The sequence below is a fragment of the Aeromonas sp. D3 genome (genome assembly GCF_027705025.1).
Classification (GTDB): domain Bacteria; phylum Pseudomonadota; class Gammaproteobacteria; order Enterobacterales; family Aeromonadaceae; genus Aeromonas; species Aeromonas salmonicida.
Map to the genome: position 1 here is coordinate 127,543 of NZ_JAPDBE010000004.1, position 14,330 is coordinate 141,872.

At 61.1% G+C, this 14,330-nt stretch carries 14 protein-coding genes; 1 reads left to right on the forward strand and 13 read right to left on the reverse strand.

Annotated features, from left to right (window positions below; translation table 11 throughout):
- Positions 1-19 precede the first annotated feature (19 nt).
- From OKC28_RS04445 to OKC28_RS04500, 12 genes are all read right to left on the reverse strand, one after another.
- Entirely contained in the window at positions 20-454 is a 435-nt protein-coding gene (locus tag OKC28_RS04445) for a prepilin-type N-terminal cleavage/methylation domain-containing protein (protein ID WP_270687714.1), read from the reverse strand.
- Between the two features lie 14 nt (positions 455-468).
- Positions 469-1,140 carry a type II secretion system protein gene (locus OKC28_RS04450; protein ID WP_058394769.1) on the reverse strand — a complete coding sequence of 224 codons (672 nt, stop codon included), beginning with the start codon at positions 1,138-1,140 and terminating at the stop codon, positions 469-471.
- Positions 1,141-1,217: 77 nt separating this feature from the next.
- The gene (locus OKC28_RS04455; RefSeq protein ID WP_058394768.1) at positions 1,218-1,679 is read right to left on the reverse strand and encodes a hypothetical protein; all 462 of its coding nucleotides are present in this window, start codon (positions 1,677-1,679) and stop codon (positions 1,218-1,220) included.
- A 290-nt stretch (positions 1,680-1,969) separates the two neighbouring features.
- Positions 1,970-3,190, reverse strand: coding sequence for an MSHA fimbrial biogenesis protein MshG (gene mshG / locus OKC28_RS04460; RefSeq protein WP_021139564.1), 1,221 nt, complete (start codon positions 3,188-3,190; stop codon positions 1,970-1,972).
- A gap of 74 nt (positions 3,191-3,264) precedes the next feature.
- A complete protein-coding gene (gene mshE / locus OKC28_RS04465; RefSeq protein WP_021139565.1) occupies positions 3,265-4,974 on the reverse strand; it encodes an MSHA fimbrial ATPase MshE in 1,710 nt (569 codons plus the stop codon).
- A 32-nt stretch (positions 4,975-5,006) separates the two neighbouring features.
- The gene (locus OKC28_RS04470) at positions 5,007-6,071 is read right to left on the reverse strand and encodes a tetratricopeptide repeat protein (RefSeq protein ID WP_270687719.1); all 1,065 of its coding nucleotides are present in this window, start codon (positions 6,069-6,071) and stop codon (positions 5,007-5,009) included.
- Positions 6,068-6,958, reverse strand: coding sequence for an ExeA family protein (locus tag OKC28_RS04475; protein WP_270687721.1), 891 nt, complete (start codon positions 6,956-6,958; stop codon positions 6,068-6,070). Before OKC28_RS04475 ends, OKC28_RS04470 begins: the two co-directional genes overlap by 4 nt.
- Before the next feature lie 92 nt (positions 6,959-7,050).
- Positions 7,051-8,721, reverse strand: a complete 1,671-nt coding sequence (mshL, locus tag OKC28_RS04480) for a pilus (MSHA type) biogenesis protein MshL (protein WP_096117712.1) — start codon at positions 8,719-8,721, stop codon at positions 7,051-7,053.
- A 70-nt stretch (positions 8,722-8,791) separates the two neighbouring features.
- Positions 8,792-9,112 (reverse strand): SctD/MshK family protein, encoded by a 321-nt coding sequence (locus tag OKC28_RS04485; protein ID WP_270687724.1) that lies wholly within the window; start codon positions 9,110-9,112, stop codon positions 8,792-8,794.
- Entirely contained in the window at positions 9,105-9,752 is a 648-nt protein-coding gene (locus OKC28_RS04490; RefSeq protein WP_270687726.1) for an MSHA biogenesis protein MshJ, read from the reverse strand. Before OKC28_RS04490 ends, OKC28_RS04485 begins: the two co-directional genes overlap by 8 nt.
- Positions 9,752-10,345 (reverse strand): PilN domain-containing protein, encoded by a 594-nt coding sequence (locus tag OKC28_RS04495; RefSeq protein ID WP_021139571.1) that lies wholly within the window; start codon positions 10,343-10,345, stop codon positions 9,752-9,754. Before OKC28_RS04495 ends, OKC28_RS04490 begins: the two co-directional genes overlap by 1 nt.
- Complete coding sequence (locus OKC28_RS04500; protein WP_270687729.1) at positions 10,345-11,208, reverse strand: MSHA biogenesis protein MshI; 864 nt, start codon at positions 11,206-11,208, stop codon at positions 10,345-10,347. The genes OKC28_RS04495 and OKC28_RS04500 overlap by 1 nt, the downstream gene beginning before the upstream one ends.
- Positions 11,209-11,277: 69 nt before the next feature.
- Between OKC28_RS04500 and OKC28_RS04505 the strand changes: the two genes are divergently transcribed.
- The gene (locus tag OKC28_RS04505; protein WP_270687731.1) at positions 11,278-12,225 is read left to right on the forward strand and encodes a 1-aminocyclopropane-1-carboxylate deaminase/D-cysteine desulfhydrase; all 948 of its coding nucleotides are present in this window, start codon (positions 11,278-11,280) and stop codon (positions 12,223-12,225) included.
- Positions 12,226-12,247: 22 nt separating this feature from the next.
- Here OKC28_RS04505 and OKC28_RS04510 read toward each other — a convergent pair whose 3' ends face one another.
- Positions 12,248-14,176 (reverse strand): EAL domain-containing protein, encoded by a 1,929-nt coding sequence (locus OKC28_RS04510; RefSeq protein WP_212540607.1) that lies wholly within the window; start codon positions 14,174-14,176, stop codon positions 12,248-12,250.
- Positions 14,177-14,330 lie beyond the last annotated feature (154 nt).

The following is a 14,330-nucleotide window of genomic DNA, read 5'->3' on the forward strand; positions in this document are numbered from 1 at the left end:
GAAGCCTCGCTCAGACCTATCAGTTACCACATCCGGAAACATTAACACTGAATGATGAAGTTGCCGTGCTTGCTTCGTTATATACAACTTGGCAATTAGCGCTGCTACCAGCATCCGCAGGCTTAAATGTACCCTTGGATGCAGATACTTCATCCCAACCATCCAGGGTAACTGCGTTTGCAATAGTTGCTGCTGTCGGATACCCGAACTTCGCAGTAACTGTTGTGCCAGCAACAGATACTGCAGAGGAAGAGGCTTCAACCCCTTGGATTGCAGCCTTGCTATATATCAGCTGAGCAGCGCTTTGCAGTGATGCCTTAACACCATCCGCAGCAGCCTTACGTGCATCACCTTGCAAATTCAGGAACTTGGGCGCAGCGGTCACTGCCAGAATGCCCAGAATGATGATCACTATGACCAGTTCGATCAGGGTAAAACCCGCCTGTTTTTTCATTTTACTATCCTCTGTCAATTGATATTGGTGGTCACCTGACCGGAAGCCGGACGGTAACTGAAACTCATGAATGCATCAGTACTACCTTGCGGATCCTGATACTTGCCATCACTACCCTTACTCAAACTATTGACCAGATAGTAGCGGCAGACCGAGTCCAGGCCGTTATTGGTCACACTGACATAGTATTTCAGGTCATTGCCGCTACCGCTCACCTCGTTGAAGCTGGCGGTAGCCTTGGGTGGGTTCTGTAATAATCCCTCCCAAATCTTGAGACAGCGCTGGGCTGTCAGGTTGGCCGGATCAACATCTATGCCGCCCCCTGCCGATGTATCCATGGGATAGCCGGGCGAGAGCTCACCATTGCTGACCTGCGTCTCGGTCGGGGTCGTCAGATAGAAACGAGAGCCGTCATACAGCACAGTGTTCTGACCGTCCTCCTTGGGACGTCCTTCTGCCTCCCACTGGGCCCGTACCAGCGAAACCGCAGTGGCGAAACCGCCAGAGACCCCCTCCACGCTGGCCTTCTTGGCCTCATCGGTCACATCGAGGAAGCGAGGCAGGGCGGTCACCGCCAGTATCCCCAGGATAACGATGACGATCACCAGCTCGATCAACGAGAAACCGGCTGCCCGACTCGTCATCATCGACGCGGGATGTCTTGGTGCCATTCGATTTGTTGCCATGGTCCCTCCGTAATAACCCACATTATTTCATGCAGATATAAAAAAATCATTTAACTGAACCACACTATCGGCCTCATTCAAGGCTTTAGTGTCACTCTGCCATCATAAAATTGATAAATCAGCCAATTATCTTCCCACCCGAACTCGCATCCCGTGCCATCTCGGCTCGCCATGGCCTGCAACGGCGGCAGGGCCTGGCTCTGTGTGCCAATGATCGACGACCAGAGCTGGCGGCAATTTTCCGAAGGGGCCAGCAGCGCATCAACACCCAGAGGCCAGCCCCTGGCATCGAATTGCCAGGCCACCCCATCTGCATGCAGGACGGCGGGACGGCGCTGATCCAGCCAGAGACCGTGCAACCTTTGTACCCGCTCGGCAAACTGCTCCCCCAGCAGGGTCAGGCTGAGGGCCAGCGCCTCGGCCCTGTGGCTACGATAGCTCTGGGCCAGGGTCGCCACCATGATCAACAGCAAGATCAGCACGGCCATCCGTCGATACCCTCCCAGCCAGCGATCATCCTGTTGTGACTGTCTGTTCAACCGCACCTCTCCCGCACCCTGTTGATCATCCACTCCGCATCAGGCCCCTACGTTGAAATAAAGAGTCTGCTTATTTGCCTCTTACGAGGCTCATCATGTCCCACCATCGGGAGGGTAAAGATACTGCTTATTTGCCGCGTACGGCGCTCATCACTCCCCCACCAGGAGGAGTAAAGATCATCACTTGCCGCGCACCGCACTCATCATGTCCCACCATCGGGAGGGTAAAGATGCCGCTTATTTTCCGCGCACCGCGCTCATCATTCCCCCACCAGGAGGAGGAAAGATCATTATTTACCCCTTACAGCACTCATCATGTCCCACATGGGCGTAAAGATACCCAGTGCCAGCACCAGTACCATGACGGCTACGATCCCGATCAGGATGGGCTCGATACGGGCGGTCAGGCTCTTGAGGTCATAATCCACCTCTCGCTCGTAATACTCAGCCGCCTCGTGCAACAGATCATCCACCTGACCCGTCTCTTCCCCCACCGCTATCATCTGCATCACCAGGGGCGTAAACAGACCGCTGCTGCCGGCGGTGCGCAGCAGGCTCTCGCCCCGCTCGATACCGGCCCGCATGTCGCGGATCTGACCCGCCATATAAGCGTTGTCCACCGCATCGGCCACCAGGGTCAGTGCGGTATTGAGCGGCACACCAGCCTTGAGCATCATGGAAAAGCTGCGCGCAAAGCGGGCCAGCAGGGAGCGCTCTATGATGGTGCCGACAATGGGCAATTTGAGTTGCCATCTGTGCCAGGTCAGCTTGCCCTTGACAGTGGCAACCCAGCGCCGCCAGCCAAACACCATGGCCAGCAGCATGCCGAGCAGCAGCCACCAGTAGTTGACGAAAAAGTGGGAGGTAGCGAGCAGAATGCGGGTGGCCAGCGGCAGCTCGACCCCGAACTTGGCGAACATGCCGGCGAAGACGGGGATCACCATGATATTGAGGATCACCATGGCGATGCCGATGGCAATCATCACGAAGCTGGGATAGCGCATGGCGGTCTTGATCCGCTTGCGGGTCTCCAGCTCCAGCTCGAAATAATTGGCCAGTTGCAGGAAGGCCTCTTCCAGCTGACCCGTGTTCTCACCCACGTGAATGATGGCGACGAACAGGCTGCTGAACACCCTGGGGTGCGCCTGCATAGAGCTGGACAGGGGCCTACCGTTGCCGAGATCTTCTCCCAGCGCATGCAGCGCCCGTTTGAGCGGCTTGCTGTGGGCTGTCTCTTCCAAGCCAGCGATGGCACGCAGTATGGGAATACCTGCCCGGGTCAAGGCGTACATCTGGCGGCTGAATACCACCAGCTCGTCCAGCTTGACGCCACCTTCCAGCAGCAAAGACCAGTCGATGGCCGCGGATTTCGCCTTGCCGGGTTTGAGTTCGGTGGGCATAACGCCACGGCGCATCAGCTGCTCGGCGGCAGCCATCTCGTTGGCAGCATCGACCACGCCATTGACGGCATTGCCCTGACTGTCGCGACCCTTGTAGGCGAAGGTATTCATGCCGCGCCCCGCACAAGCCAAATGGCAGGGCGCTGCCGTCCGGGTTGCTCATTGCCGATGAAGTTGGTCATCACTTACCCCAAGTCCTCGGCCAACCGCAGCACCTCGTCCACCGACGTGATCCCCTGGCGGGCATAATCGAGCGCTGTCAGGGCCAGCGGCCGGTAGTGCTCATGCTGACGCGCCGCCTTGGCAAAGCCTTCCGCATCGTTGCGGCGCAGGGCATCCATCATGGGTTGATCCAGCTCCAGCAGCTCGTAGACACCGATCCGGCCAGAGTAGCCGGTGAAGTTGCAGCTCTGGCAGCCACGTCCCTTGTGGTAGACATGCTGACCCGGCGCCTCGCCGGAAAGCACCCTCAGCCAGGTCGCCTGTCCCTCGTCAGGCGCCTTCTCCTCGACGCAGTGCTCGCACACCCGCCGCACCAACCGCTGGGCGATGACGGCACGCAGCGCGCTCGCCACCAGATAGCCAGGCGCGCCCATGTCGATGAGACGCAGGGCGCTGGTGACCGCATCGTTGGTGTGCAATGTGGTGAGCACCAGATGGCCCGTGATGGCGCCACGCAGGCCTATCTCCACCGTCTCGTTGTCCCGCATCTCCCCCACCAGCAAGATGTCCGGATCCTGACGCAGGGTGGAGCGCAACACATGGGAGAAGGTGAGGCCTATCTTGGGATTGACCTGCACCTGATTGACCCTGGGCAAGCGGTATTCCACCGGGTCTTCCACCGTGATGATCTTGTTGCTGGCCTGATTGAGTTCAGACAGAGCGCCATACAGGGTGGTGGTCTTGCCGCTCCCGGTCGGGCCTGTCACCAGTATCATGCCGTGGGGGCGTTTGAGCTGGCGACGGAAGCGGGTCAGGATCTCCGGCGGCATGCCGGTTTCGCTCAGCGACAATATGCCGGAGGATTGATCCAGCAGACGCATCACCACCGACTCGCCGTACTGCACCGGCATGGTGGACATACGCACATCCACGTCCCGACCACGCACCTTCATGTTGAAGCGGCCATCCTGGGGCAGTCGCTTCTCGGAGATGTCGAGCCCGGCCACCAACTTGAGGCGCAGCACCAGCGCCTGGGCAATGCGCACTTCGTTGAGAATATTCTCGTGCAGTATGCCGTCGATCCGCTGGCGAATGCGCAGCACCTTCTCATCCGGCTCGATATGGATATCGGACGCCCCCACCTGCACCGCATCCTCGAACAGGGAGCGCAGCAGCTTGGCCACCGTCGCCTCCCCCTCGTCGCCGGCGCCCAGGTTGCTGGAACCCAGCTCGAAGCCGGAGTCCTGATACTCCTCGTGAAGCTGTTCAGCAAAGCTCTCTATCTCGCGGGTACGGCGATAGAGGCGGTCGAAATACTCCAGCAGCTGACCTTCCCGCGCCACCGCCAGCACCATTTCCCTGGGGCTGAGCAAGGCCGCGATGGCGTCGAGGGCACTCAGATCCGCCGGATCCGACATGGCCACAGTCACCCGGTTGTCGGTGAGATTGACCGCCAGGGCGCGATAACGGCGCGCCTGAACCTCGGGCAGAAGCGGCACCGCGGAGGCGTCTATGGTGAGGTTGTTGAGATCGAAGAAGGGCACGTCCAGCTGGCGGGCGAGGAACTGCAGCAGTTGCACCTCACTGATGAAGCCGAGATCGATCAGTGTGGTGCCCAGCTTGCGGCCGGTCTGACGCTGCTGCTGCAGGGCAAGCTGCAGTTGATCATCCGAGATGATCTGCTCTTGTACCAGCAGGTCGCCGAGGCGCATTTTCAGTCTGGGTTGTGCCATGCAAACTCCAAAAAAGTTAACCGTACCGCCCGTCAGGGGGCGAGCTGGGCAATTCGCTGTTCAATCCAGCTGGTCGACGCCTCGCCGAGGTTGCCATGCAACTGGGCATTGCGATAGGCATCGAGCGCCCGCAGGCTGTGGCCCTGGCCATCTTCGGCCACACCGAGCCCGAGCCACCAGCGCCCCTGATCCGGCTGCTGACGCAGCAATTTCACATAGATCTCTGCCGCCTCGGCGTTGCGGCCCAGCTCCTGGGTCAACCCGGCCCAGGTGGCGTAATAATCCAGATTGCTGGCCAGGTCAGGTTGATAACCAGTCAGCCAGCCAAGAGCCTTGAGCTGATCGCCGCCGCTGATGGCAAGCCGTGCCAGCAGCAGACGGAAATCCGCCTGCGCCGGATCGAGCCGTATCCCCTCTTCCAGCAACTGGCCAGCCTCACTCAGCCGCCCTTCGCCGTAGAGCAGACCCGCCAGCTGTTCGCGGGCGCCCTGATTGTGGGGGTCGTGAACCAGCACCTGATAGTAGTTGTCCTGGGCGTCGCGCAGTTGCCCCCTGGCCATGGCGGTCGTGGCCTTGCGCTCGGCCAGAGTTGCCAGTTCGGCCTCGGAGAGGTTCACCGTCTCTATCTTCAGCACCCCCGGTTTGCGCGGTGGCGGGGCGACCGCTTCTTGTTCCGCTTCCTGCTCGGCATAGAGCTCAGGTTGCAGCTCTTCATCGCTCGGCGGAGCCTCTTCATAGGCGATCTCATCCTGCTCTTGTGCCAGCCCGGGTTCGACTGCAGGCCGAGAGCGGGTCTCGGGCCCGGAGCCCAGTGTGGGCAAGGCCACCACCAGATCCACCGGCTCCTGCTCTACATAGGTCGGCGTGGCGGGCACGGCACGGGCAACGGCATCAGGCCCTGGCTCGCTGGCCTGGACCAGACTCTGCTGCCAGTAAATCCAGGTCCGCCAGCCCAGAATGCCAAGGGCCAGGCAGCAGATCAGGGTCAGCACCAGCATCCACCAGCCCTGTTGCCGCACGGGCGGCACATAGACGGCACCCTCGCCGCCCTGCTGGCGCTGCTCCAGATCCTTGAGCATCTGATTGATCACGCTCATGGCCAGACTCCATAAGCCAGGGCACACCCCAGCAACAGTAACAGGGGCCACCAGCGCAACGGCGCAAAGCGGCTGGCATCGTCGGTATCGCGAATGGCGAGCCGCACCAGACGGCTGTCGATCTGGCGCGCCCCCTGGCCATAGGCCAGCATCAGGCACTTCTGCGCCAGTATGTTGATAAGCCTGGGGATCCCGCGCGACGCCCGCCACAGCAGGCGCATGGCGTACCCTGCAAACAGCGGTGCCCCGCGGTAACCGGAGACCTGCAATCTGTGCTCCAGATAGGCTCGGGTCTCGTCAAAGCGCAGGGGGCGCAGGCAGTAGGAGAAGCCGATCCGCTGACGCAACTGACGCAAATGAGGCTTTGCCAGCCGGGTGTCCAGCTCGGGCTGACCGAACAGCACGATTTGCAGCAGCTTGTTCGACTCCGTCTCCAGGTTGCCAAACAGCCGGATCGCCTCCAGGGTCTCGTCCGGCAGGGCCTGCGCCTCGTCGATCAGCACCACCACTCGACTGCCCTGCTGATGCAGGCTGATAAGGTGGCGATGAATACGATCCGTGAGATCCAGCTCAGCCCCCTCCCGCACCGACAATCCCAGCTCCAGCGCCAGGGCGGTGCGCAGCTCGGCCGGCGTGAGGTGCGGGTTGGGCAACCAGGCCAGACGCACGGGGTGAGCCTCAGACCCCAGCTCGCTCAACAGCTTGCGGCAGAGCAGTGTCTTGCCGGTACCCACCTCACCGGTCACCTTGATGAAGCCCTCCCCCTGTGCCAGCGCCCAGTTCAGCACCTGCAACGCCTCTTCGTGGGGCGGCAAGCCATAGTAAAAACCCGTGTTGGGGGTGAGGCCGAACGGCGCCTCCTGCAAGCCGAAGTGGTTCAGGTACATGGGTTGTCACCTGCCATCCCGAACAAGCAGCCCGCGGTGACGCAGGGCAAGAGGGCACATGGGGTAAGGCTGACCGCGCGCTGCTTCATGGCTTAGCCCTTGGGCGGATACCACTTGTCCAGCAGATCGGCGCTGCGTTTCAGCTCATTCTGCCAGGTGTCTTTCTCCACCACTGTGGGCTTGAGCAGGATCACCAGCTCCACCTTCTTGGTGCTCTCGCGGCGGTTAGTGAAGGCTTCGCCAATCCAGGGAATGTCCCCCAGCAGGGGCACCTTGCTGACGATCTCCTGCTTGTCGGTCTTCATCAGGCCACCAATGACGATGATGTCACCGTTGTTGGCCTGTACCACTGTATCGGACTCACGGATCGAGCTCTTGGCGAGCGGCAGTTCCAGCCGGCCACCGGAGGTGCCCATATCGATCACCTTGTTCTGCTCTTCCGTATCGATAACGGAGGGATGGATATGCAGCAGCACCTTGCCCTCTTCGTCGATCTGCGGCGTCACGTCCAGCGAAATCCCGGAGAAGAAAGGTGTCAGCTCAACGTTCGGTGTTCTATCCGAGACCCCGGACGAGTTGCTGGTGATGGTGGTCGAAGCCTTGGTGACGAAGTACTCGTCCGTCCCCACCTTGATCACCGCCTTCTGGTTGTTGGTCGCCGTCACCCTGGGGCTGGAGAGAGTATTTACATCCCCCTGGGTCTTGAGCAGATTGACCGCCACGTTGAAGTTGCCGTCTGAGATCTTGAAACCGGCCCCGCCACCCAGTGCGGTGAAGATCTGATTGGGAGTAGTAGGCAACTGGGTCGGCGAGAGAGAACCGCCACCAGTAATGCCCTTGTTGCCATCCCAGCTGGCGGAGAGACCGCTCCAGTCCACCCCCTGTTCGTACCCCTCGTTGAGGGCGACCTCCAGGATCCGCGCCTCCAGCACCACCTGACGCTTGAGATGGGTTTCGGACTGACTGAGGAATTCACGCACCGCCTTGAGCTCTTTGGGATAGGCACGGATGGTGACCAGACCCGCCTGCGGACTGGTGATGACGGCGCGGCCATCGCCGCTGCCGATCAGCATCTCCAGCGAGGTGCGCAGATCGGTCCAGTAGTCACTGTTGGTGTCTGTCTCGATACGGGTGCCGTTGCTGCTGTTCGAGCCGGAACTGCCGTTGGACGAGTTGTTGCTGCCACTGCTGTTGCCGTTGGCATTGTCGACACTGCTGTTATTGCTGTTGTTGTCGTTGGCCGTCACACCGCCGGTACTGACAGAGGTGCGGGACAGACCCCGGCGGGACATCATCAGATAGTTCACCGGTATGGTCTCGGTGCGCAGGCCAGCCGGATAGACGTGGAACACGTTACCCTTGCGCTGCACGTCGAAGCCGTACATGTCACCCACCACGGCCAGCACCTCGGGCAGGGTCACGTCCTTGAGCTCGACGGAAACCAGCCCGCCCACCCCTGGATGCACGGCCACGCTGTAACGGGAGCCCTTGAACAAGGAGCCGAAAAACTCCACCGCCTCCACATCGTGGGCGGCGATGCGCAGCCGCTGTTCCGGCATGCTGATGGCCTGGGGCGGCCGGTTCATCTGCAACAATTCGCTTTGTACCGACTTGGGTACGGTTGCCAGGGCGCCGACCTTGTTCTGCTCGGTCATGGCGTGTTTCAGTGCGTCCTTGGCCTGCACGGGTTCGGGGTGCCGATAGCTGGTACAGCCTGCAGCCAGAACGGCTACGGAGATCAGGCAGAGATGATTTTTTTTCATGTAATGAGTGCACCCTGACTTGCAATTAAACTCGACAAACCTTGCCCCGCCCATCCCGGGCAGGGCCCGTTCAGATACGGATCTTGCTGGCAAACAGGGTCAGCGACTGGCGCTTGCCCCCCTTCTCCAGCACAACGGCATCTGCACTGATGGCCACCAGTCGATATCCCTCGACCTGCTGGCCTATCCGGTAACTTTTTCCGTTGAGCACCGCCAGCGCCGGGCCGTTGCCCAGCACCACGCTCTGCAACTTGGGCAGACCGGCGCTCGGGCTCTCTACCGCCCCCGCCTGGCTGTTTATTCCCTCGAGCGGTTCGGTGGGATCCTGCAGTACCTCGGCCTGGGCCACTGAGCCCAGCAGGCAACACAATAGCGTCAGCCATCTAACCACGAATAAACTCCTTGCTGGTGCTCAGGGTGTAGATTTCCATCTCCACCACCGCCTTGGGGTATGCTTCCACCCGATAGTCAAACTGCTTCCAGTAGAAATGACGAGGCAGCGCCTCCAGCGCTTTCAGGTACTGATACACATCGAAATAACCGCCTTCCAGTTTGAGGCGAATACCGTGCTTGAACAGGTTGATGCCCTGATCCCCCGCCATCAGCGGCTCAGGGGCGAGGGAGGTCAGCGCCAGCATGTGCAGATTGGTGGAGCGTGACAGCAAGGCCTCCAGTACCTCCGGCATCTCGTGGGCCGGGATCAGATCCACCGTCTGGGCCTTGAGTTCGGCATCCAGCTTGCCAAGCTCACCCTCAACCCGCGCCAGCTGCTCCCGTACATTCTGATCGGGATTCCGCGCCAGACGCGCCTGCTTGCCCAGATTCTCGAGATCCATGATCTCCAGATCCCGCTGGGCCGAGGTCAAGGCCGCGCGCTCCTGCTCAAGGCGCAGGGTGGCATCATCCAGCCAGCCATAAATGCCACCGGCACAGACCAGCACCAGCCCGGTCAACAGTATCAATATCCGCTCGCGCTGGCTGAGGGCGGCAATCTTGTCTGCCCACGCCTGCCATTGTGCTTTCAGGCTCATCAGGGCTTCTCCCGCTCGATACCGCTGAGCTGGAAGGCCAGGCGGCCCTCCTTGTCACGGCTCAGGGTCAATTCACCAAACTGCTTGCCCGCCAGCGACGGTGTCTGCTTGAAACGGTTTACCCAGGCGGGCACATCCTGGCTGCGACCGGCGAAGCCGGAGATATTGATGCGCCCCTCGGCGATCTCGATCCGCTGCAAGGAGAGCTGTTTGTCCCGAATGCGGGAGAGATCGGCCATCAGGCCGGCGTAGCCCTGGGATTTTTGCAACGCCAGGCTGCCCAACTGACGCATCAGCCCCTGCTTGGCAGTCAACTCTTCCTGCTTGTTGGCCAGCTGCTGTTGCAACTGTGTGTTGGCCTGATGGCGAGTCAACGCGGCATCCAGCCGCTGGGCCTCCCCACGTTTGACCTCCAGCGCCGCGCGCACCTGTGCCAGCTCACGGCTGACCCCTTGCTGCTGCCAGCCGTAAAAGGCTGCCATGCAGAGCAACAGGATCACGCAGCCCCCCCACACCAGCGCCATCTGATTGAGGCTGGCCCACTGGCGTTTGGGGCGAAATTCTGCGCCATAGAGGTTTATCTGACGTTTCATCAGGCAGGCTCCCCGATGGCTGCGGCGTAGGCCGACAGGTACTCAACACCGGCCAGCACAGCCTTGTTGGCCATGGCGGAGACGGCAAAACCGAAGGTCTGCTCCATGTGGCGCACCAGGGTACCGATGAAGGAGGAGGCGATGGCGAGCTGCATCTGGCCAAGCTCCGGCAGCTTGAGCTGGCCGGCCAGATAATCGAGGGAGCGCTGGATCTCCAGCGCCAGTGAATCGAGCAGCAAGCTGTCCGGCTCATGCTCACCTGTGAGGGCGGTGAAACCGCGCAGCTGGCGGGAGAAACAGAGCCCGCCCTGATGGAATACCAGCAGTTGCAGATCCTGCCCCCTGGGTTGCCACAGCAACATGCGTACTGTGTTGTCGGCCTCATAAAGCGCCGTCATGGCCAACTCGTCGCTGACGATGGCATCCAGACTCGCTATGCTGTTGACCGCATCCGCCAGTTGCTGCACCCGCGCCTTGGGCACGCAGATCACGTTGATCCGCGGCCTGCCAGCAGGCGGAGTGGGCAAGTCCACATAATCCATGGCGAGCTGCAACACGGGCTCGTTGACATAATCCTTGATGGCCCAGGGCAGAGCGCCCGCCATTTCTGCCTCAGGCACGGCGGGCTTGTCGATCTGGACTTGCTGATAAAGAGTGGCGGCGAGGGCGACCCGCACTTTAGACTTGGCGAGGCCATGGCGGCTGAACAGCTCGCTCATGGCAAGCGGCCACTCTTGCGGGCCGTTGATGGCGCGGGTGGCGAAGACAGGGGGGTTGCCCAGCGAGGCCAGCATGATCCGGTCGCTGGCAAGCAGGAGCCCCACCTGACGGCTTGGGGTTGAACGTCTGAAAAGTTGTTTCATTGAAACCCGCACCTGGCTGCATAAAACGCATTAAACCTTAGCATAAACAGGGCATTAGCCTCCAGATAAATGACGGATTACTCATTGTTACCCAGTTCGACCCGCCCGCAGGCGTTTGCCCTGCAACCGGCCCGGCTGCCCTCGCCACTGGAATCCATCTCCCACCCTCTGCTGCGGCAATACGACGTCCAGCTCTGGTGCAAACGAGATGACCTGATCCACCCGACCATCTCGGGCAACAAGTGGCGCAAACTCAAGTACCAGCTGCAACATGCCCGGGAACAGGGCATGCAGCACCTGCTCTCGTTTGGCGGTGCCTATTCCAACCACATTCATGCGCTGGCGGCAGCTGGGAGTCAATCTGGCCTGAGAACTACCGGCATCATACGTGGTGAAGCAGAGGCCGTCAGCAACTCCACCCTGAGCGCAGCAAAAGGCTGGGGCATGGATCTCATTTTTGTCGACCGCCAGAGTTACCGGCGGCGTCAGGACCCCGACTGGCTGGCCCAGTTTGCGGCATCCGATACCCTGATAGTGCCGGAAGGAGGCAGCAGCCAGCTCGCCATTCCCGGGGTGGCCGAGCTGGTCGAAGAAGTGCCCTTCTCGCCGGATCTCTGGGTACTGCCCTGCGCCAGCGGCGGCACCCTGGCTGGCCTCATCACCGGCAAACGGGATCGGGAGCAGATCCTCGCCATCGCGGTACTGAAGGGGGGCGGTTTTATCGCTGACGAGGTGTGTCGCCTCCATCCTGCCGCTGCCAGCACGCCCGGCTGGCAGATAGCGCTGGATCACCATGATGGTGGCTATGCCAAATTCAGCCCGGCCCTGTGGCAGTGGGTGCAGGATTTCAGCGTCGAGACAGGCCTGCCGCTGGAACCCATCTACAGCGGCAAGGCAATGTGGGGCCTGTTTCGCGAGCTGGCCGCCGGGCGCATCCCCCGTGGCAGCAAGATAGTCTTTATCCACACGGGTGGCATGCAGGGGCTTATGGGTTTGAAGGAGCAGGGCCGGATCTGAAGGCTGCCCTGCGGCCACACCATCAGGCGCCGGCCGGTTCCATCACCAGCCGCTCCGGCTCGGCGAACCAGGGGCCCTGACCGGCATGAACGCCGAGGTGGCGCAGCATCTTCCACTCGTCGCCACTCTCCACCCCGACGGCGATCACCCGGGTACGGGTGTTGGCGCAGCCTCCCACCAGGCTGCGCACCGCCATCTGGTTGACCTGTCGGGTGTGGATCTCCCGCACCAGACTGGGGTGGAGCTTGAGGAAGTTGATCTCGAACTCCTTGATGTATTGGGTACTCACCACATCCTGACCGGCGTGATCGATGGCCAGCTGGCAGCCCAGCATGCGCAGCGCCCGCAGCGGCCGCTTGAGTGCCTCGTAGTGGCGAGTCACCTGGGCTTCGGACAATTGCAGGATAAGCCGCTCGTTGGTGCTGCGCGGCAGCTGGAACAGGTCGAAGAAGAGCCAGCGCTGAAACTCGCGGTGCAGCAGGCTCTGGGCACAGAGGGTCAGACTGATGGGGCAGCTCTGCTCTGAGCGCTGACGCAGCAGCCGCAGGGTCTGTTCCGCCACCAGCCGATCCAGTGGCAACAGCAGCCCCGCCTTTTCTGCCATGGGCATGAAGACGCCAGCCTGCAACGCCCGACCCTGCTCGTCGTGAATGCGGATCAGCAAATCCTGCTGAAGCACCACCTGATCCCGCTCCTGCTGCACCGGTTGAACGTAAAAATCGATGCCATGCTCCTCGATGCGGCGGCCTATCAGGGTGCGCCAGCGTACCGTGCCCTTGCTGCTCTGCTCCTCATCCAGCTGCTTCTCGTAGAGGAACCAGCCGGTATGACCCTGCAGCCGCGCGCTTTTGAGCGCCAGTTCGGCCTCTTCCTGCACCTTGAGCAGGGAATCCTGCGCCTGATAGCAGACGGCGCCCAGGTAGACGGCGGTCTCGACATTGACCGCCGCGGGCCAGTGCAGTCGTTGCAGGCTCTTGTGCAGCTGACCCGCGCCATCCACCATTTCGCTCTCGGACATGTTGGGCAGCAGCACGGCAAATACCTGACCGGCATAGCGGGCCTGCAGGGCGCCGCTGTGCTTGCGCACGAAGGCGGCGATGGAGGCGCTCGCCTCCATCAGCAGATCCTGGCTCTGGCGCCCGCTCAGCTCGGGATCCAGATCCTCCAGACCGGCAAGGTCGATCAGCAGCACACCGCCGCTCATCACGCTCGCCTCCATGATGGCGCTCTCGAGCCGGTTGTCAAAGAACAGCCGGTTGCCTATGCCTGTCATCTTGTCGACGAAGGCATTGCTGCGGATGAAGTTGTCAAAGCGGCTGCGTTCCTTGCGGGCATCCGCCAGCTCGGCCAGCAGATGATCCAGGGCCTGACTGGCGGAGACGGGCCACTCCTCCGCCGGATCGTGGGCCAGCTTGGTGAGCTTGTTGTCGAGAATAAGCTGGGCCCTTTCGGCCAGCAGCTCGGCGCCTCGCAGTTGCAGCCGCAGCCAGCGAATGGAGTACCAGAGCCCGAAGATGGCGATGAAGATACCGAGGGATATGCCGGACATGGCCTTCATGGAGTATTCGAACTCCTTGAACGGTCGCTCCAGCTTGAAGTCGGCTTGCATGCCTGTCTGATGAGAGATGGGCTGGCTGTAGGGGATCAACAGACTCTCGTCGGTCTGCTGCTGCACGTCGCGAAACCAGTAAATCCGCTGCTTGCCCTGACGGATCTCCAGCTCCACCACATGGGCCGAACGCAGCAGGGTCGGCAACCAGCGGGTGAGCTCCTGATGGTCATCGGCCGCCTCCAGCTGCTTGTCGATCACCTCGACCAGAGAGTTGACCTTCTTTTGCTGCAGCTCCATCCCCAGCTCACGAAAGCTGAACACGCCGCCGAGCAGCACCATGGCCATGGAGGCGATCACGCACAGGGTAATAAACGAGACAAGCTGAGTAGTCAGTTTCATATGCCTTCCGTATGCCCGACAACATCCATGTGGCTTCATCGTATCAGCCAACGCCGAAGCGCGCCTATGGACGAAGATCCCGCTTCTGGAATTAAGCGGGCGAGCATAACCAAATGGGCACAGGAACACCAAGCCATCCGTGAAAAATGGCTAC

Bases quoted from the DNA above. Each gene is read 5' to 3' on its own strand.
- mshG (WP_021139564.1), bottom strand. From the start codon at position 3,190: ATGAATACCTTCGCCTACAAGGGTCGCGACAGTCAGGGCAATGCCGTC.
- OKC28_RS04470 (WP_270687719.1), bottom strand. From the start codon at position 6,071: ATGAGCGTGATCAATCAGATGCTCAAGGATCTGGAGCAGCGCCAGCAG.
- mshL (WP_096117712.1), bottom strand. From the start codon at position 8,721: ATGAAAAAAAATCATCTCTGCCTGATCTCCGTAGCCGTTCTGGCTGCA.
- mshE (WP_021139565.1), bottom strand. From the start codon at position 4,974: ATGGCACAACCCAGACTGAAAATGCGCCTCGGCGACCTGCTGGTACAA.
- OKC28_RS04500 (WP_270687729.1), bottom strand. From the start codon at position 11,208: ATGAAACAACTTTTCAGACGTTCAACCCCAAGCCGTCAGGTGGGGCTC.
- OKC28_RS04505 (WP_270687731.1), top strand. From the start codon at position 11,278: ATGACGGATTACTCATTGTTACCCAGTTCGACCCGCCCGCAGGCGTTT.
- OKC28_RS04475 (WP_270687721.1), bottom strand. From the start codon at position 6,958: ATGTACCTGAACCACTTCGGCTTGCAGGAGGCGCCGTTCGGCCTCACC.
- OKC28_RS04490 (WP_270687726.1), bottom strand. From the start codon at position 9,752: ATGAGCCTGAAAGCACAATGGCAGGCGTGGGCAGACAAGATTGCCGCC.
- OKC28_RS04510 (WP_212540607.1), bottom strand. From the start codon at position 14,176: ATGAAACTGACTACTCAGCTTGTCTCGTTTATTACCCTGTGCGTGATC.
- OKC28_RS04495 (WP_021139571.1), bottom strand. From the start codon at position 10,345: ATGAAACGTCAGATAAACCTCTATGGCGCAGAATTTCGCCCCAAACGC.
- OKC28_RS04450 (WP_058394769.1), bottom strand. From the start codon at position 1,140: ATGGCAACAAATCGAATGGCACCAAGACATCCCGCGTCGATGATGACG.
- OKC28_RS04445 (WP_270687714.1), bottom strand. From the start codon at position 454: ATGAAAAAACAGGCGGGTTTTACCCTGATCGAACTGGTCATAGTGATC.